This is a genomic window from uncultured Tyzzerella sp., from assembly GCF_963558545.1.
Classification (GTDB): Bacteria; Bacillota; Clostridia; order Lachnospirales; family CAG-274; genus Tyzzerella.
Map to the genome: position 1 here is coordinate 1 of NZ_CAUWHO010000042.1, position 18200 is coordinate 18200.

Below are 18200 nucleotides of genomic sequence, written 5' to 3' on the forward strand. Positions count from 1 at the left end.
GTTATTAATCTTCTTCTATCTAAACTCTCTGTGTTACTTCTGTGTATTGAAGTTATATCTCCACTTCTTGATTTTGTTATAATAGTTTCTTCCCCAACTAACTTAGAAAATTTCTCTGCTGTTTCATCACTATTAGTTAATATATATATTTGATTACCACAGTTACTTTCTATAGTTTCACTCATATCACCATATTTTTCTTTTAATTGAGAGTATGACTGTATCACTAAGTTAAATCTTATATTTCTACCTAAACATACAGTTATCATTGATGCTAAACCATTTATTGTAGGCATATTTCCAAATTCATCTAGTAAAAATACTACTTCTCTTTCACATTTTCCACCATTCAAAGTCGCATTAAGTGATAATGAATCATATACTTGCTTTACATACATACTTGGTATAAAATGAAGAGATTCGTCATAGTCTGGAGTAACCATAAATATTGCTTTTGGCTTATCATATTTGTCTTTTTTAAATCCTATGTCTTTAAAATCTAGTGAGTTTTTTGATGTCATTCTTGCTACTTTGTCAAAAGTAAACTTTTGTAACTTACTCATAGTTGTAACAAAAATACTACCTTTCGTTTTACCTTGTGCAAAGTTTACAGTTGAATACTGTAATTTAGCAACAGATGTAGAAGGTAGTTTCTCAAAATAATCATCTATTTTATATCTTTCAGATGTACCTACTTGGTAAGATACACATAGTTCAGTAAGCATACTTGCTACAGTATAAAGAGTTATTTTGTATTCTTCACCATTTTTTATGCATCTATCACATAAAGCTAATATTAAAGCATTTACTAAAGCCATAGAAGATTCCTCCCACATAGGCTCACTTGATTTCTCATTATGATATATAGCATAAGTTAAAGTATTACAAAGTTGTTGTGCTTCTCCTAAATTACCATTTTTATATGCTTCAATAATTAATGTTAAGGGGTTATAGCTCATTGAACAATCGGGGTTTATAAGGTTTAATACATAAATATCATACCCTATTTCTTCAAGAGTTTTTTTACCCATTGCATATAACTCTCCTTTGGGGTCATTTATTATCATAGATGCTTGTTTTTCGGCTCTTGAATATATATCAATCAGTGGCACAATGTATATTTCACCTTTACCACTTCTTGTAGCACCAATTATTAAGTTATTAACTGCTGAATCATCAATATACATAACTTCTTTTTTTAGTTTTTCACCATTTAAGCCTATGCAATCTTTGAATCCTCTTGCAATAGGGACACCTCCACCTCCACTATATCTTTCATCTGCTATAGGTACTGCTCTATATTGTATATCTATTTCTTCTCTTGTAGCAAATCTTGAACTGCCTTTTTGACCATCTTCTAATTTTCCAAAAGATGCTTTTATATTTAATAGGATTCTATAATATACACCAATATATATAGTCCAAAATACTAAATATATTGGTAAAAATCTAAATATATTGAAAAAATTAAAAACACCCAAAATGCTTATTGAATCACCAAAAAGCATTTTGGGTATTCTTGATATACTATCAGTTAAGAAATTCAAGAATAATGTTAATATAAAAAATCCAGTTACACCAACTTTAACACTAAACTCTTTCTCTGTGAATTTCTTAATAAATATGAAATTAACATCTTTATCATCAAAAAAATGTTGTATCTTTCCATCTATAAATGAATAAACTTTTTTTATATTATGTTTTACTATACATTTTACTTCATCCATCATTATTTTACTTCATCCATCATTAAATCCTCTTTCAATGTATGCTACCGACAATTTTGTCGGTAGCATATTATATATATTTTTAATTTTAAACTTAATTAGAATTGCATTATGCTTTTTAACCATTCAGCTATTGTTGTTGCACCAAGTGCAAATACTAAACCAACTGCTCCACCTATATACCATCCTTTCGCTTTTTCAAATCCATTTTTTCCTCCAAACGTATGAGTTAAACCTCCTATACCTAATGCTATTGCTGTAGCTGGTACACCTAACATTTGAATCCATTTTATTATTTCATAACCTATGTCTATTATATTTTGCATAATAAACCTCCTACATTTAAATTTTTTGTATAAAAAAAGCACCAAAATATATTTGGCACTTAATTAACTATTTTTAATTTAACTCACTATTTGTATCATTTTCCCTTAATTTTTCTATCAAAAATTTTGCATTATCCGTTATAAAATTTTGATAGCTATTATTTAACCACTCATCATGGTCAATTCCTTTTAATCTCATTATTTCACTTGCTAAATCTTTTTTATTTTTGTCTATTGCCATTTCTATAACCCTCCACAATTTTTATATTGATTAAAGTATGTCTGTTAGAACATCTTCAATTTCATTTAAAACATTTTCAATCTCATACCCTTCATATTCTAAAAGTTCTTCTATTCCAAATCTACTATTATTTCTTGTCCTATTTTTTTCATAAATTCCTCCTTTTATTTTATATCAAATCTTCTTCATTACCACTTAATATATTTAAATATAAAAGTACGCTAAGACTTAACAAAGCTATTATAAATGCTATTATCATATTCCTTCCTCTTTCATATTTCTTTACAAAAAAAGGCTACTAACCTTTATAGTCAGTAGCCTTATAAAACTTAAGTATCTTATTTCATTATCGCTATGTGTCTATCATCCCACAAGTTACCTTTTATTTTCATCTTATCATTTAAACTAACACTTAACATACCTGTTGGTGTCCATACATCTAATATTTCAGCATTTACAATATAGTCAAGTTTATCTTTATACCATATTGGAGTGAAATGAGTTCTAGTACTGTATGGAGAATATTTATTTTTCTTAAATTCAAATTCTGAATTTAGTCCATTATTTTTTGTTTTTTCTAATAATCTATTATAAGTTTTGTACTGAAATTCTGAAAATGTAGTGTTTACATTTTGAGCTGATGTTACATCAGAACTTGACCCATTATGATTTACATTAGTCGATACTTTTAAATCTACACCATAACCACTCTTCATTTCATATTCATTACCAATTTTCTTATATGTTGGATTATGGCTATCTGGAACTAAATCCATATTAGCTGACAAACTAGCCGAATATGTAGTTTTACTATATTCCCAATATCCTCTGTCTACCCATTCACCATATGAAATACCATTCTCGTCTGTTCCATAATCTATCCATTCCCAACTCGGTTCCCATCTACAACTCCATTTATACCAACTTGTTGATGTATTATTCGCTTGACTTGGTAGATATGGCATTACAAATCTATCATTTCTATCATCTGCAACAGGATCTGGTGGTGTAATTTCTTTTATATCAGAAATAACTGCTTTTATATTTGAACTAGATATATCTCCACCACTTATACTAACTTTTATATCTACTGTTTGAGGTGTTTTTGGTGTATGCCATTTAACCCAAACCAACTGACTTGAACCACTCGGTATAACTATGTTTGAAACAGTATGCTTGTTTCCTAAAATATCAAATGTTACAGTTATTGGATTATCCGGTGTAATATCATCATTTGATGATATTTCTATAGATGAAATAACATCTGTATCAGTTCTATACTGATAATCTTCTTTATCTATACCTATATCTGGAATTGTTGGTTCATCCGGTTTAGGATTACTTGGATTATCTGTAGATGCTCCGTTAAACCTAACTATTCCTAATCCTAATTGCTCTTTTATTATATTATCTTTTACAGGCTTATTAGTTGCTCCTTTATATGCTGGAAATCCTAAATCTGATGTTTCTAAAAACATTGAAAATGGTAATGACCTATGAGATATACTAGCAAAATATCTTCTAATATCTCCATTTGTCTTTTCATTATATAAAGCTACTTCATGTGAAGTCATAGCCCATCTATTGCCATGATACGTTATATAAAATATAGGCTCTAATAATAGTTTGTATTGACCATTAATAAGTGTTTCGTATGGTATTGCCGACTTTTCAGCTATTCTTCTAACTGTCCATTCAGAAGTAAAATATTTCTTTATAGCTTGTATATCATTCCCTTTATCACTTACTATTGTTGGCATCTTTATATCTGGAATTGAAGATTTATATTTATTAACTTTAGGTGCTAAATTAACCCCATTTTTATATTGAATTTTACTAACCTTACCAAAGTCATATTTTATATCACTTCTATTTTTATTTGAAAAATCTATTGGAGTTCTAACAACTGTATTAGTTTTTGTGTCAACTATACTTATACGAACACCATCATCACCCATTCTCCATTTATTTTGAGATGTCCCACTTCCAGTAGTTCCACCTCCACCTCCACTATCAACATTTCCATTTCCTGCGGCAAATACTGATATACTTAATGTAAATATTGACAATATTATAAATATAATTGATATTGTTTTTTTCAAATAAAATCACTCCTTTGCTTTAATATAAAAAAAGAACATGATTTAATCATGCTCTTTTTCAATCCTTTTGAGTATTATTCTACATATCCCCAACTTGATTATCTATACTTCCTTCACCACTAGCTGTATCACTCGAACTTCCATTTCCAACTTCTATTTCATCATCAGAAAATCCTGGTATACTTCCACCACTTGGCTTTGACGGTTCTTCTTGTGGCTTAACAGTTGTTACAGGTGGCTTACTACTTGGCTTGTTATTTGTATTATTTGTTGAACTTTGAGTATTATTTTTATTAGGCTTTGAATTAGAACTACTACTTGTCCCTTGACTTGGCTTAGTTGTAGTTGTTGGTTTACTACTAGAATTATTATTTTCACTATTTGTTGTACTATTATTAGAACTATTTGTATTTGATGAACTTGTGTTAGTAGTGTTGCTACTTACATTTTTATCATCACTAGAAAATGTTTCTTTCTTATTTTCATCTTTTTTACTTTGTTCTTCTAAGTTCTTTTCAATTAATGCTAATCTTTCTTGTTCTTCTTTTTCCTTTTTAGCTTTTTCTTCTGCTTCTTTCTTTGCTAATTGTTCTTGCTTTATTTTTTCTTGTTGTGCTAATTCTTTCTTTTTATGATTTATTCCAAACATAGTTGCTCCAACTATAGTAACTCCTAATATACTTGCAACTATTATATTTCTTTTCTTTACATCCATATTGAATAAGTTTTTCATATCCTACACTCTCCCAAATATATTATTTTAATTTATCACTATTTTCTTTTAGCTTTTTTATAGTTATTACTCCATCACTATAAGTTAATTCCACAGTTCTATCTTCTTTATCTATCCCCATTTCTCTTAACCACTTAATCGGTAAAGATAATCTAGGAGATACACTTCCCGAACCACCATTTGGCATCATAACTTTCATTATTCTTCTATTTTTTTCTTCCATTACAACTATATTCCTTTTCTTTTTTATATATTAATTATATCAGAAATATGACGGTTTGGCAATGTTTTTTTTACAAATTTTTCTATTTTTTTATTTATTAATATTTTGGGATATATCCTACTTTAGCACCTATTTTAGTTTTAACTTTATCTACATCATAAAATATGTTATATAATCTATCTAATTCAATATCAGAAGTTATTTCAACTATAAATTTTTCTTTATTTTTATCAGTTGTAGGAGCTATTCTTGGATTATCTATTTTTAATTTTAAATTAGATAGTGTGTACTCAACTTTTCCATTACTTTTATATCTTTTTACATATTTATTCCCTTCTTTTTCTACTCCTAATAAGTCTTTAAGTTGTTTATCTATATTAGATTTATCAATCTTTTCTTCCCACTTATCATTATTAGAAATTTGATATGAACCAAAGTACCCTTGTCTAGCATTTGGGTATATTTCATTATAGTTTTCAGTTGCTATATCAGTAGCAATACTTTCTAGTGCATCTCTTGTTCCATTTAAGATTATATTATTTCTTACATACTCTGAAACTGATGTAAACAATATAAGTAATATTAAAACTATTACAACGCCCCAAATAAGACCATTTCCATCATTATTTTTTAATGATTTTTTTATTTTATTTAGCATCATTTATGGTACACCTCACTAGAACCTACCTCTGTAGCACTTATAGTAATTTCATTTTTCCCAAAAATAAAAAATCCTGTATCAATTTTTTTAGATACAGTTACTTTAATTTGCTCATTTAAATTTACTTTATTTGTTCCACTAATATATTTTGTGTCCCATTTTACAGAATCAACATCTACTAATGTTCTCTTTAATTCATTTATCTTATTATTTACACTTGTTCCAACTTCTCCTGTTATTTCTGCTTCTCTCATTACTTCACTTGCAAACTTACCTAATTCATATTTCAAAGTAAAAACAGGATAATATGTTAATGCAAATACAACAACTACAAGTGATAAGATTATACCTATTATATGACCAATATAGGCTTCGCCCCTATTATCTTTTAATACTTTTTTTATCATAGCTCCTATCCTTTCTCTGCAAAGAAAAAAGAGTATATCTACTCTTCTTGTTCTATACTATATTTTAATTTTGAAACTTCATATATTATTCCTATCCTAAAATCAAAAACTTCACATATTTTATTATTTGTATGTGTACTATACCAATATAAACCATCCGTATACATATGTTTATATAGCTTATTTATATTATGTACTTCTTTTATTTTTATTTTTCCTTTTTTATTAAGAACTATTGATGACGATATAGAATGTATTCCATTATAAACATATGTTAAGTCTAATCCATTATAATAAATTCCCATATGATTGCATGGAAAAAATTTAAAATCATTTTTACTTAAATATTTTATTCCATTTGATTTACTTTTTATCTTCCATGGAACTAAAATTATCGTATCATCTAAAATACTAATTTCTATATCTTCATAAGATATAATACTAACTCTTTCTCCATTTTCATCATATACATCAGATGGAAATATAATAGTTCTTGATAAGTTTATAGGTTCATGTGGCTTTTTATATATTAATTCAGTTAACAAACTATACTGTAAATCTTTTTTTACAGTATTTAATATATAGTTTAATAATTCAACTTTTTCCTCTCTATTTTCATCTTTAATTATATTTCTAGCAAAATCCAAAGCATTATTAAATCCATATGAAACATTAGATTTTATCTCAATATTATTTTCTTTGATATTTTTCCTTTTTAATATATTGAAAAACATTATTATACTTATATCCTCCTTTATACTATAATATATCAATTATACTATAATATATTTTAGGTTCTAACAAATCATATGCTCTATATAACTCAATTATATTTTCAAGTGCATTGTACCAATTTTCTTTTAATATGCTTAATTTTATTTCTCCTAAATACTTAATTTGCTTCATGCTATATGCCATGAATATACATGACAATCTATCTTCATTGAATCTATTATATTTAACAAACTCAATCATTGTGAATGGCTTTATCTTTTTATACTCTTCAATAAAATTGAAAAATTCTTTTTTACATTCATCATTTGAAGGATTACTATTTAAGCACTCTGTAATTCTATCAATTAACAATGAAATTTCTTCTCTTCTATGCATATAAAATCACCTCAAAAATACAAAAAGGACATTCTTTTATTGAATGTCCTTCTTAAAACATTTGACTTATACCCTTCATCATTTCATATCCTAACACAGTAAAATATATCATAACCAAGCATCCCATCATCATTGCTGAATATACTTTTATTTTTGCAGGTCGTTTAAGTGCTTCTCTTCTTAATCTTTGATATTCTATACTTTTTAATTGATTTGCCAACATACTAAAATATATAGTTTCATTTGAGCCATTTAAAACACCTATAAGACCTCTTACTATCTCTGACAATGAATTACTTCCTATTCTAGTTTCAAAACGTCTTAGGGCTTCTTCATAAGAACCTGATGTCATATCTGCTATAGTTATTTCAAGTTCTTCTCCTAGACAAGATTTAGAATTTTTTTGGTATCTTTCTAAAATTCCGAATACATCATGGTTATATTTTAATTCTTGCTCTATAGTTGATGCAAATTTAGGAAGTTCAGTTTCAATTTTTTCTTTTCTTTTACCAATAAGCCTTTCGGCTCTTTTGTATTCAACCATATATATATTTATTGAAAATAACATTATAAGAATACCTAAAATCGGTAATAACATATAAAAAACTAAGCCTAATACAAGTGCTATACCAACTTTGATGTACACTTGGCTTAAATATGTTTCGGGAGATATTCTTATATCTGCTGATTTCAAAGTTGATTCTAGTTTTGACTTTTTGTATTCATCTATTTTTATGTACTTAGATAATAAAATAGCATAATCTAATATTATTGTTTCTATGGTCTTAGTCGATTTTTTCTTACTTCTTCTATTTGCATCTAAAATCACTTTTGATGCCTTAATATTTGATACATTGAAAATATCAGCTAATATCATATAAAAACCAACTGATACTAATATAAAGAATATTATCATCATAATTTATCACTCTCCATCTAATATACTTGAATCTATTGGTTTTGTATGTTTCATAACGCCCATAAATGCAATAAATGTAATCACTACAACTATTGACACTACAATTTTTCCTGGTGTTGAAAATACTAATGTATTAAACCAATCTTTGTTTGCAAAGTAAAGTATTGGAAAATTTATATATACTATGATTAACATTCCAAAAAACTCTTTAAGAGGTCTATATAGCTCATTGTTTATTTCAGCACTAAGAGTTCTTAAATCAGATAATTTAGACACTATTGGACTAAGTATTACTCTTAATTCTCTATTACTCTGACAACTTATTACTGCATCTACCCATTCTTTGAATATATCATCATTTATCTTATTTCTCATATCTTCTAATAGACTAATAGTATCAGAATTTATAAACTCTGATTGTATAACAAAACTTTCAAATATATTCTTTATAGGTGGCTTTATAAGTGGCAAATTCTCTTTTATTGATTGCACAATATCATTACTTCTTATGTAAGATGAAGTTATAGCTGATAAACTCGTTTCTAGTTCCTCTGTGATTGCTTTTTTATACTCTATTGATGTCAACTTTATATATTGAAATGGTAAAGTTGCAAATCCTATAGCAAGTATCGGTATTAAGTAATAATTACTCATATATACAGATATATAGATACCTATAACCATAAAAACAACTGATAAAATACATATATTAGAAAACTTATCTTTTTTATTTGTTATTTCTAATATATCTTTACTTTCTTTTATAAGTTTAGAAAAGAAATTATCTTTTTTCTTAGATTCAATTTCTTTTACTTGTATTGATATACTCTTATTTTTCTTACCATTTTCAAGATATTTAAATATATTATTTATTAATTCTGTAGGTGAAATATCTAAATATATAAATACTCCACCAACAATAACAAAAAATGCAGTTAATGTTAGTACATTCACATTTACACCTACTTTCTTTTTTATACATACTTTTTTGCAAAAATAAAAATGTTCCCCGAGAACATTTTTTCTTATTTACATCTAATAATTTTTCTAAATCACTAAATGAAATACTATTTTTTAAATTTTTTATATATAAAAAGAACTCACTATATTTTTTACCTAGTCAGCTCTACAATCTTTTAATTCATATTTAGCCCCACATTCTATACACTTACATTCTTTATTTTCGGGATTTATAGAAACATATCTATATCTTGATTTACATTTTGGACATTTCCTATCGCTCATAATTAATACCCCTTTCTTTTTTATATGCTCTTTTCCTACAAAATAAAAAATGTTCCCCGAGAACATTTTTTTATATATACTTTTCTTGCTTGTTTTAAGCAATACATACTCAATCCTATATTTAAAACTATTTTCAAAAATTAAACTATACATACTATCTTAACAACTTTTCCAACTCATTAAGAGGAATACCATTTTCTAATAATCTCTTTTGAGTTTGCTTTGATATATTATTTTCTTTCACAAATGATCCAACTATTCTTGTCTTTCCATTTTCTACTGATTGACTTTCTATTTTATATCTAAATAATGTACTTAGTTCTCTATCTCCGTTATCATGTATAATACATTCTTTTATTTCCATTACTTTTCTTGTATTATCTTCTAACTTTTTTATAAATACTACTATTGGAAATGCTTCGGTTACTAAGTTGTATAATGTTTTATCATTCATATCATACTTAGTCTTGCACAATGTAACCATTCTAGCATATGTGGCTTCACATGAGTTTGCATGAGTAGTTGTTACTACAGTATGTCCTGTTCTTGCCGCCTCTTGTGCTGAAAATGATTCTGAGCCCTTCATTTCTCCTACACATATATAGTCTGGATTTGATGTTAAAGAAGTTTCTAATAACTTTTCTTGGTCTATAGACTTACTTTCATCTTCGCTATATCTAGTAACAGTATGAATTACGTTATTTATTATATTTCCATTTTTATCTCTTTTAACTAAATCAAACTCTCTTACATTATTTTCTATAGTAAATACTCTCTTATTATCTTTTATAGTTCCTAATAACCAAGACATTAATGTTGTTTTACCACTACTTGTAGCTCCTGTGATACAAATACTTACTCCATATCTAAAAAGTTCTTCTATAGTATCAATCATTTCTTTTGATAGAGTGTTTTTATCTATAAAATCTTTTTTTTCTAACTTTTTAGGATTTACTATTCTTATTGAAGCAACTATTCCATTGTCATTATCAATGACACCTTCACCTAGCACAGTTATTCTTATATTTTTAGATAAGTGTCCTCTTACTATAGGCATTGACTTATCTAATACCATACCTGATTCTCTAAGCAATCTTTTTATAATATCTTCTGCATGTTTAGGTGATAAAAATTGTTCTTTACTTTGCTTAATATCTCCATTTGAATATGTTATTTTAACATCATTCCAAGCATTTATATTAATTTCTTCTATATCTTCACTATTTGAGAAATAGTCTGATAGAAAAGAAAATTCTGCCATATCTCTATAAAGTTTGTCAATTAAATCAGTTTCATTAAGTCCTTCAACTTGAATTTTGTTATCTTGTATATACTTTTGTATATATGATTTTAATTGTGTTTTTTTTAGTGCCTTATTGTCTTGTTCCCCATGCAACAACACTTTATGTGTATTCATTGATATATGGGCTTGAACTCGTTCTAAAACATCTTTAAAACTATGTAGACTATTTGTCTTTAATAAACTATTGTTTAACATATTACTCACTAGCTCCATCTATTTTTAATTTTAGTTTGCTAAATATACTTAATTTATTACTAGATTTATTTTTACTATTGATTTTATCTTCATCACTTAGTAAATCTATAAGATGTTTCATATGTTTACTTAGAATATTTTCTTCCTTAGTTTTTAATTTGAAAAATAATTCTGTACATAAACTTTGCTCTCTTATACCTTCCATATATGGAAATTCGCCCTTTACTAAATAAATATCTTTTATCTCTTCGATAGGCTCGTTGTACCTAAAGTTAGATAATACATTTATATGATTTTCTTTTTTGAAATTGGTACTATCCAGTATTGGTAAAGATGAGTTAAAATAACTCATACTTTTTAGACTTGGTGTTATAAGCCTAATTACTTTATCTGCTAATATTAAGGACTTTGTGCTTAATAAATCTGTTACAAAATAACTTGATGTGTCAATTATTATATAATCAGCCATAAATCTAATTATATTAAAAAATTCATCAACTCTTAATTCATCATACTTTGGATATGTATATACATTTTCATATTCTTTATATCCTGTTATAGTTATATTATTTGCTTTTTCTATAGTATATAAATTCTTTAGTATGTCAGATTTAGTTAAATTTACTGCTGATAGTATATTTCCTAATGATTTACTATTCTCTTTTTGAATTAATGTTGGTATAACAGGGCAATTATTATCAGCAAAAACTATTATTACATTCTTCTTTTTACTTGCTAATTCTTTTGCTAATTTTATACTAAAAGTACTCTTTCCACTAGAAGGGCTACCCCAAACTGCTATTATTTTTCCCATGAAAAAATCACTCCTTATTTTTTTGCTAAAGTATGCCTATTAATACATCTTCTATTTCTTCTATAAACTCTTTAATGTCTATTTCTTCATCTTCCTCGGTATTTTCTAAATATTCTTTTTGTGAAATTTCAACGACTTCTATATTTTCCTCCCAGTTTATTTCCATATTTTTAAATTTTTCTGCATTTTCTTCATTTTCAAATTCCATACTAAGTTTTAGGTATAATCCATCTCCTAATGGATGATTTATAGTTCTAAAATATCTATTAACTTTTATTGACATCCCAATTAAGCAACCTTGATAATCATGTTTGGTTTCTTTCATACTATCCTCCGTTTAAAATCCAACTTTCCTACACATCTATATTTAATCAACTACTTTTAGTTTCTTATATTTTCTTTTACTATTATGCTATTTTGTTGCTCTATATATTTTTGTGCTTCTTTTTCAGTTCCTCTATAAACTAAGCTAACATGCATCTTACTTGTTTCTTCTAAGTTGGCAATTAACTCGGCTTGTTCTCTATTAACAAGTACAGTTATAGTCGTTGGTAATTCTTCTTCGGGATTATTATTATCTTCTTTTTTATCTACACCAACATCATTAGTTACTGCCAATACTTTTACATATTGAAGTTCTTTTGGAGTAGATGTTTTTTCATTGTTGTTTTCATCCATTGTTGTCGCTATTATTGATATAATATCACCTGTTAAAAGTTTCCCCGATAAACCCGAAGCAAAGTTTTGTATAGTAAATGATATAGCTTGTTGTGTTCCATCTAAACCATATAAATACTTATCTTCTGCTATTGGATTTTTAGATAATTGTCTTTCTAAAATAGTATTATCTCTAACTAAGTCAACGACTGCATACTTCCCTACAACATCTTTTTTATTTAATATTGCACTTTCTGGAAGTCCTTTTTTGCTAACTTCAACTACTTTAACTTTATCAGCCGTTATCTGTTCACCCTTATTAACTTCACTTGATATTCTTACTACTTCAACGCCTTTTTGCATTGACTTATTATATATCGGTGCTATCCCAAAACATAAAACACCACCTAATACTATTGCTACAATACCTACGGTAGTTCTATTTTTTTTTAATGCCATTTTACGGTTCTCCTTTTCATGTTTTTATATTTATATATATAAAAAGCCAATAACCTTATGGTTACTGGCTTTTTGTGAAAGTATATTAATTCATACAAAATGCAATAACAAAAAAGCACCCTATAGAAATATAAGGTACTAATGCACATTTTTTATTCTTTATACTTTTTTTACTTACTATAGATTTTGAATATTCTATAATAATCATTAATAAAAATCCTATAAATATCGAAAACAATACATTACTTAGTCCTAATAAAAGACCACTTGAAGATATTAATTTTATATCTCCACCACCTATTGAGCTATCAGATATAAAGTTAGGAATTATTAATATAATAAATGAAATTATGCAACCTAAAATTGAATCCAATAAATTAAATATTGTAAAATTAAAAATTAAATTTATTGTTGCTATAAATAATATTATTATGTGAATCCAATTATATACTATTCTTGATTTTATATCTACATAACTAGCATATAATAAAACGAATATATAGATACATAATAGTATGCTATACAATACAATTAACCTCTGTAGTTAAATAGTTCATTTATTTTATCATTCACTTTTGGAATTATAGTTCCATTAAATGCTAAATATAATGCTCCCATTATTAAAGCACCAACAACTATAATAATTATAATTCCAACTGCTCCACCCATATAACCTTCACCTTTGTTACATGATAAACACTTCTTTACTTTTTCCTTTATATTTAATTTTGCTATGTCCTTCTTTGCAGACATTTTTAATATTAAATCAGACATGATTTAATCCTCCTTTTAATTTATTAATTTTAATTTTTAAATATATTTTTAAATAGCAAATCGTCTATGCTTATATTTAAAGACCTTGCTATATTATAAACTGCTTCTAGTCTAATATTATTTCTATTGCAAGATATTATATTTTGAGCCATCTTGTAATTAATCTTTATTTTCTCTGATGTTTCTTTTATGCTTAAAGAATTACACTCTCTATAATTTCTTACATTTCTTGAAATCATCAACTCCATAAATTCACCTCTATTCTTCGTAGAATTTTTGGCACATGAAATCATCTACTGTTACACCTAATGCTAAAGCTAACTTTGCTATATCTTCTATATGATGTTCAAAAGAACGTTCTTGCTCTATAGAAAGTATCTTTACTTTTGATACTCCCGATAATTCAGATAGTTCATCTACTGTTAAATGTTTTTCTTCTCTAAGAAACTTTAAATTTTTATAAATTTTCCACCTCACATATACCACAACCTTTCAATAAAATAAAAAAAGCCTATCAATTAACTTGATAGGCTTTTGGAGAGTATTACTTATAAATCTGAAAATAGATTTTGTTGTTTGTGTCTTGTGTTATTTTCTATTTAACAGTTTTAATAAGCAATACTCAAATCTATATAAATTTATCTAAAGGGAATAAGGGGATACCATATTAGGAATATTATCACTTTCACCTAAGTTTACTATAATAGAATTTCTTTTATAGAAAGTTTTAGGTAAATCTAACGGTCTTGCTCCATGTTTCTCATTAAACACTATATTTCCATTTTCATTGTAATTATAGCTTTGTCTATTCCAATCTAAAATAGCACTATTGCCTATGTATGAGTTGTTCATATTATTAACTGCTTTTATCATTTCTTTTTTTATTGCTCTATTTTTTTTATGTTCTATTTTGTGTTCACTTAAATTTTTACTTATATACTCTCTCATATATGAGTGAGTAAACATTAATAATTCTGCTATTTCCTTAGCATTATACCCTTTTACATATAAAGTCCTTATATGTTCTTTATGTATTTGTTTCTTGCATTCTTCTTTCTTTAATCTATTTTTCTTATGCTTATCTTTAAACTCTTTTAAGTTTCTTTGAATATATTTTTGAATATTTTCATATTTATGTCCTAACTCGTTGGCTATTTCTTTTGCATTATACCCTAATATATACAAATCTTTTATATCAAAATCAGTAGATTTATTCTTTAAATGTAATTCTTTATAATGTTTTAATCTTATGTCAATTATATATTTAGTGCTTTTTTCACTTATATTAAGTTGCTTTGAAATTTCAAAGCAATCATATCCATTCAAATATAACTTTTTTATCTTATCATCCATATTATCTCATCCCCCTTAAAAAAGTATACACTTATGCAAATTTTCAAAAAATGTATGTTTTGCATGGACATTTTCCAAATTAATTTGCTTGGTGGTTTGGCGACAAATTTTTCGATAAAAATATGTTTTTTATCATTTACAATACTATAATATCATTTTTTTACATTTCTGTCAAATACTTTTGTCGTTTTTTTTGATAATTACATTTGACAAAAATCTTATTTTTTTATATTTGGTGTATAATATATATTAAAGTAGGTGATAAAGTGTCTTTATATAATTTTAGTAAAAATTTAAAAAATTTAAGATTATCAAATAATTTAACGCAACAAAAACTTGCAAAAGATTTAAATGTTTCTAGGCAAACTATATCTAATTATGAAAATGAAACAAATGAACCTGACTTTTATATGATTGCTAAAATAGCTCAATATTTTAACTGTTCTATAGATTCATTAGTCTTTGATGGTTCTAATGTTGATACTAACAAATTAAATAAAATTCTAGATTTAAATATAAATATTTTAACTCCAAAAAAAATTCTAAAAAACTTAGAAAATAATAAAAAAAGTTTATATAAAAATATTAATGAAATTGATGAAATTATAAATTTCATTAAAAATAAATATAATTGCGAATTATCTAAAGAATTATCAATTAATGATAAACTTAATTCAATAAGGTTAGAACCATCTAAGAATAATCATTTAAATAGCATAGACATTGATTTCTACACTAAAAATAATATTATAATTTTTAATGCTCCTAAATATAAACATCTAGCAGATAATAAGTTTAATGACATTCCTATTATAGCTGATATATCTGCAGGTTATCCAATTTATACTACTAACGATAGAAAAGAGTTTTGTTTTCATATATACTCAAACAATTTAGATTATAATTCTGATAACTACTTTGCCTTAAAAATAAATGGTGATAGTATGAATAAACTATATAAAGATGGAGATTATATCTTAGTTGAAAAAACATCTTATGTTAAAAATGGTACTCCTTCAATAATATGTATCGAAGATGATTATGCTACATTCAAAATATTCTCTAAAGATGAAAGCTATATATATCTTGATCCTTGTAGCACTAATCCTAAACAGCAAAAACAAACTTATCCTTTAAATAAATACAAATATAGAATTATTGGTAAGGTTCTAGGCGTAATAAATGAGTACGAATAAAATAAGAATAGTAAAAACTTGCTATTCTTATTTTATTTTCATTAAACTAATAATCTAATCCTAGATTATTTCAAAATCATATCTTTATGAACTTTTAGTCTTTAGTCAGTTTATATATTTATATAAGTATTTTCCTATTAATAGAATCTGCTTTCTCACAACTCTCTATAGCAAAATTACTTTTTATTTTCTTCAATCTAAATTCATTAAATTACTATATATTCTACTTTAAACATATAATAATTTATCTAACTATGTCCCAAACTTTTTATTAATATGTTGACTATCATAAACCTATGTTTTAAACTTCTATCACCTAAGGACTCTCGTTAATGGACATAGTTACCCTACAAAAAAGTGTAGAGTAACTCTCCGTTGTATCACCTTTAGGCTCGGCATGTATACGTTCATGCAACGTCGGACTAGCATAAGTTAATAAATACTCACCGTTGCTATTTAAAGCATCCACCAACACCCCAGACAATGGACGGTATATTGAGTATCTCCACAAAGTGTTGCCACCCTATCCTCTTACTGTTTGTGGTGCGATATTACCACTCTCTGCCCTTCTTAATGATGCTAGACATTAATATATGCAGTTGGGATTTTAACCCAAGTGTTTAGTCGGCTACCCCTGTACTCTATCGAGCCTTTCGGTTTGCTCTAGGTCAAACACTCTTCCTTATAAAACCTTATCTATTAAGTTTTTATTTATTTTTTATATTTAAATTATTTTAGTAACATACTTCTATTATTTCTCTAATTATCAAGGTTAGAGTTAATCCTTCATAGGGTTCTAGCACATACCCCTATGACATAGTGCTAATAATAATTATCAAGGGTAATATCAATCCTTCCGTTGCATCAAGCTCTTTAGCTACGGTCTATGAGCCTTAATTTTCCATATGTACATAAATTTAAAATAAAAAAAGCCTTGATATATTAAATATCAAGGCTTGAAAACTTCATTATCGTAAAATTAAAATAATTTTATACCAAATAAGGAAAATAATAATTTTCCTTATTTAAATTCACGAATAATTCATTGCTTTATATCAAAATTAAAGTATTTTTGAATATAAATATATATCAAAGGTATTGAAAAATACCATAAATAATGCTATAATATATTTATTAAAGCAATAAATTAGAAGTCTACTTGCACAAGGTAATTTAATATTGTGTGGAATATTAAATCCTATAATCTAAAAAATGTCGCCAAACATTTTTTTCATTCGTGTAATGTGGACTTTTTTTCATTTAGTTTTATTTAATTTTTATTGTAATATAAAATTAAATAAAATACAAACAATTATTTTTTTTTTACAAAAAAAAAGGCTAGAATAAGTTTTTCTAGCCTTTTTTGTTGATTATAATTTTAAATTTATTTATTTCTACTCTCTTAGTTACATATTTCCAATAATTAACGTTGAAAAGATTAAATATGGTTGTTGCAACGCCCATAAGAGCTAATCGTTCTAATATTTGAGATTTATATTTGGGTTCTTCATTTAATTTAATTATTTCTAAGTTACTTTTTTTTGATAATTGTTTTAATTTTCTTTCCATTAGCTTATTTGTTGATGTATAAACAATATTAAAGTTAGAATTAGATAGAAATATATCAAAATCATTTAATGATTGTTTTAATATATATTCTATATTTCTAGGTTTATTTCTATAGAAATTCAATTTAAATGATTGTGCTAAAAATTGTTTAAAAGGTATATATTGCTGAATATATAACTTTCTATT

At 26.0% G+C, this 18200-nt stretch carries 24 protein-coding genes; 1 reads left to right on the top strand and 23 read right to left on the bottom strand.

Annotated features, from left to right (window positions below; all coding sequences use genetic code 11):
* From R5Z65_RS07380 to R5Z65_RS07485, 22 genes are all read right to left on the bottom strand, one after another.
* A partial coding sequence (locus R5Z65_RS07380) for a VirD4-like conjugal transfer protein, CD1115 family (protein ID WP_317368221.1) occupies nt 1-1730 on the bottom strand: 1730 nt, incomplete at its 3' end.
* A gap of 95 nt (nt 1731-1825) precedes the next feature.
* Nucleotides 1826-2053, bottom strand: coding sequence for a hypothetical protein (locus R5Z65_RS07385; protein WP_317368222.1), 228 nt, complete (start codon nt 2051-2053; stop codon nt 1826-1828).
* 73 nt (nt 2054-2126) lie between these two features.
* A complete protein-coding gene (locus R5Z65_RS07390) occupies nt 2127-2294 on the bottom strand; it encodes a hypothetical protein (RefSeq protein ID WP_317368224.1) in 168 nt (55 codons plus the stop codon).
* A gap of 338 nt (nt 2295-2632) precedes the next feature.
* Nucleotides 2633-4396, bottom strand: coding sequence for a hypothetical protein (locus R5Z65_RS07395; protein WP_317368226.1), 1764 nt, complete (start codon nt 4394-4396; stop codon nt 2633-2635).
* 79 nt (nt 4397-4475) lie between these two features.
* Nucleotides 4476-5129, bottom strand: a complete 654-nt coding sequence (locus R5Z65_RS07400; RefSeq protein WP_317368227.1) for a hypothetical protein — start codon at nt 5127-5129, stop codon at nt 4476-4478.
* Nucleotides 5130-5151: 22 nt separating this feature from the next.
* The gene (locus tag R5Z65_RS07405; RefSeq protein ID WP_317368228.1) at nt 5152-5352 is read right to left on the bottom strand and encodes an AbrB/MazE/SpoVT family DNA-binding domain-containing protein; all 201 of its coding nucleotides are present in this window, start codon (nt 5350-5352) and stop codon (nt 5152-5154) included.
* Nucleotides 5353-5449: 97 nt separating this feature from the next.
* Nucleotides 5450-6013 carry a hypothetical protein gene (locus R5Z65_RS07410; protein ID WP_317368229.1) on the bottom strand — a complete coding sequence of 188 codons (564 nt, stop codon included), beginning with the start codon at nt 6011-6013 and terminating at the stop codon, nt 5450-5452.
* Complete coding sequence (locus R5Z65_RS07415) at nt 6010-6420, bottom strand: DUF4320 family protein (protein WP_317368231.1); 411 nt, start codon at nt 6418-6420, stop codon at nt 6010-6012. Before R5Z65_RS07415 ends, R5Z65_RS07410 begins: the two co-directional genes overlap by 4 nt.
* Nucleotides 6421-6458: 38 nt before the next feature.
* Entirely contained in the window at nt 6459-7154 is a 696-nt protein-coding gene (locus tag R5Z65_RS07420) for a DUF6710 family protein (protein WP_317368234.1), read from the bottom strand.
* A 25-nt stretch (nt 7155-7179) separates the two neighbouring features.
* Nucleotides 7180-7530 (bottom strand): hypothetical protein, encoded by a 351-nt coding sequence (locus R5Z65_RS07425; RefSeq protein ID WP_317368236.1) that lies wholly within the window; start codon nt 7528-7530, stop codon nt 7180-7182.
* A 52-nt stretch (nt 7531-7582) separates the two neighbouring features.
* A complete protein-coding gene (locus R5Z65_RS07430; protein ID WP_317368238.1) occupies nt 7583-8449 on the bottom strand; it encodes a secretion protein F in 867 nt (288 codons plus the stop codon).
* A gap of 6 nt (nt 8450-8455) precedes the next feature.
* On the bottom strand, nt 8456-9403 hold the full coding sequence (locus tag R5Z65_RS07435) for a hypothetical protein (RefSeq protein WP_317368239.1): 948 nt from the start codon (nt 9401-9403) through the stop codon (nt 8456-8458).
* A gap of 162 nt (nt 9404-9565) precedes the next feature.
* A complete protein-coding gene (locus R5Z65_RS07440; protein ID WP_317368240.1) occupies nt 9566-9694 on the bottom strand; it encodes a hypothetical protein in 129 nt (42 codons plus the stop codon).
* A 154-nt stretch (nt 9695-9848) separates the two neighbouring features.
* Entirely contained in the window at nt 9849-11192 is a 1344-nt protein-coding gene (locus tag R5Z65_RS07445; RefSeq protein WP_317368241.1) for an ATPase, T2SS/T4P/T4SS family, read from the bottom strand.
* Nucleotide 11193: 1 nt separating this feature from the next.
* Complete coding sequence (locus R5Z65_RS07450; RefSeq protein WP_317368242.1) at nt 11194-12006, bottom strand: AAA family ATPase; 813 nt, start codon at nt 12004-12006, stop codon at nt 11194-11196.
* A 25-nt stretch (nt 12007-12031) separates the two neighbouring features.
* Complete coding sequence (locus R5Z65_RS07455; protein ID WP_317368243.1) at nt 12032-12331, bottom strand: hypothetical protein; 300 nt, start codon at nt 12329-12331, stop codon at nt 12032-12034.
* A 56-nt stretch (nt 12332-12387) separates the two neighbouring features.
* Nucleotides 12388-13122, bottom strand: a complete 735-nt coding sequence (gene cpaB, locus R5Z65_RS07460; protein ID WP_317368244.1) for a Flp pilus assembly protein CpaB — start codon at nt 13120-13122, stop codon at nt 12388-12390.
* A gap of 85 nt (nt 13123-13207) precedes the next feature.
* Nucleotides 13208-13648: an A24 family peptidase gene (locus R5Z65_RS07465; protein WP_317368246.1), complete on the bottom strand. Its 441-nt coding sequence runs from the start codon at nt 13646-13648 to the stop codon at nt 13208-13210.
* Nucleotides 13649-13653: 5 nt separating this feature from the next.
* Nucleotides 13654-13896 carry a DUF6133 family protein gene (locus R5Z65_RS07470; RefSeq protein ID WP_317368248.1) on the bottom strand — a complete coding sequence of 81 codons (243 nt, stop codon included), beginning with the start codon at nt 13894-13896 and terminating at the stop codon, nt 13654-13656.
* A gap of 29 nt (nt 13897-13925) precedes the next feature.
* Complete coding sequence (locus R5Z65_RS07475) at nt 13926-14144, bottom strand: hypothetical protein (protein WP_317368249.1); 219 nt, start codon at nt 14142-14144, stop codon at nt 13926-13928.
* Between the two features lie 10 nt (nt 14145-14154).
* Nucleotides 14155-14373, bottom strand: a complete 219-nt coding sequence (locus tag R5Z65_RS07480) for a helix-turn-helix transcriptional regulator (RefSeq protein WP_317368250.1) — start codon at nt 14371-14373, stop codon at nt 14155-14157.
* A gap of 165 nt (nt 14374-14538) precedes the next feature.
* Nucleotides 14539-15249, bottom strand: a complete 711-nt coding sequence (locus R5Z65_RS07485; protein ID WP_317368252.1) for a hypothetical protein — start codon at nt 15247-15249, stop codon at nt 14539-14541.
* Nucleotides 15250-15515: 266 nt separating this feature from the next.
* On the opposite strand from R5Z65_RS07485, the gene R5Z65_RS07490 reads away from it, so the two are divergent.
* Nucleotides 15516-16445, top strand: a complete 930-nt coding sequence (locus R5Z65_RS07490) for an XRE family transcriptional regulator (RefSeq protein WP_317368254.1) — start codon at nt 15516-15518, stop codon at nt 16443-16445.
* Nucleotides 16446-17798: 1353 nt separating this feature from the next.
* On the opposite strand, the gene R5Z65_RS07495 is transcribed toward R5Z65_RS07490, so the two are convergent.
* Nucleotides 17799-18200: hypothetical protein (locus R5Z65_RS07495; protein WP_317368257.1), on the bottom strand; the 402-nt coding region annotated here is incomplete at its 5' end.

Excerpts from the sequence above, each read along its gene's own strand:
- R5Z65_RS07485 (WP_317368252.1), bottom strand. The coding sequence starts at position 15,249 with ATGGATGATAAGATAAAAAAGTTATATTTGAATGGATATGATTGCTTT.
- R5Z65_RS07450 (WP_317368242.1), bottom strand. The coding sequence starts at position 12,006 with ATGGGAAAAATAATAGCAGTTTGGGGTAGCCCTTCTAGTGGAAAGAGT.
- R5Z65_RS07440 (WP_317368240.1), bottom strand. The coding sequence starts at position 9,694 with ATGAGCGATAGGAAATGTCCAAAATGTAAATCAAGATATAGATATGTT.
- R5Z65_RS07425 (WP_317368236.1), bottom strand. The coding sequence starts at position 7,530 with ATGCATAGAAGAGAAGAAATTTCATTGTTAATTGATAGAATTACAGAG.
- R5Z65_RS07430 (WP_317368238.1), bottom strand. The coding sequence starts at position 8,449 with ATGATGATAATATTCTTTATATTAGTATCAGTTGGTTTTTATATGATA.
- R5Z65_RS07405 (WP_317368228.1), bottom strand. The coding sequence starts at position 5,352 with ATGGAAGAAAAAAATAGAAGAATAATGAAAGTTATGATGCCAAATGGT.
- R5Z65_RS07445 (WP_317368241.1), bottom strand. The coding sequence starts at position 11,192 with ATGTTAAACAATAGTTTATTAAAGACAAATAGTCTACATAGTTTTAAA.
- R5Z65_RS07385 (WP_317368222.1), bottom strand. The coding sequence starts at position 2,053 with ATGCAAAATATAATAGACATAGGTTATGAAATAATAAAATGGATTCAA.
- R5Z65_RS07475 (WP_317368249.1), bottom strand. The coding sequence starts at position 14,144 with ATGGAGTTGATGATTTCAAGAAATGTAAGAAATTATAGAGAGTGTAAT.
- cpaB (WP_317368244.1), bottom strand. The coding sequence starts at position 13,122 with ATGGCATTAAAAAAAAATAGAACTACCGTAGGTATTGTAGCAATAGTA.
- R5Z65_RS07410 (WP_317368229.1), bottom strand. The coding sequence starts at position 6,013 with ATGATGCTAAATAAAATAAAAAAATCATTAAAAAATAATGATGGAAAT.
- R5Z65_RS07400 (WP_317368227.1), bottom strand. The coding sequence starts at position 5,129 with ATGAAAAACTTATTCAATATGGATGTAAAGAAAAGAAATATAATAGTT.
- R5Z65_RS07455 (WP_317368243.1), bottom strand. The coding sequence starts at position 12,331 with ATGAAAGAAACCAAACATGATTATCAAGGTTGCTTAATTGGGATGTCA.
- R5Z65_RS07470 (WP_317368248.1), bottom strand. The coding sequence starts at position 13,896 with ATGTCTGATTTAATATTAAAAATGTCTGCAAAGAAGGACATAGCAAAA.
- R5Z65_RS07415 (WP_317368231.1), bottom strand. The coding sequence starts at position 6,420 with ATGATAAAAAAAGTATTAAAAGATAATAGGGGCGAAGCCTATATTGGT.
- R5Z65_RS07390 (WP_317368224.1), bottom strand. The coding sequence starts at position 2,294 with ATGGCAATAGACAAAAATAAAAAAGATTTAGCAAGTGAAATAATGAGA.
- R5Z65_RS07420 (WP_317368234.1), bottom strand. The coding sequence starts at position 7,154 with ATGTTTTTCAATATATTAAAAAGGAAAAATATCAAAGAAAATAATATT.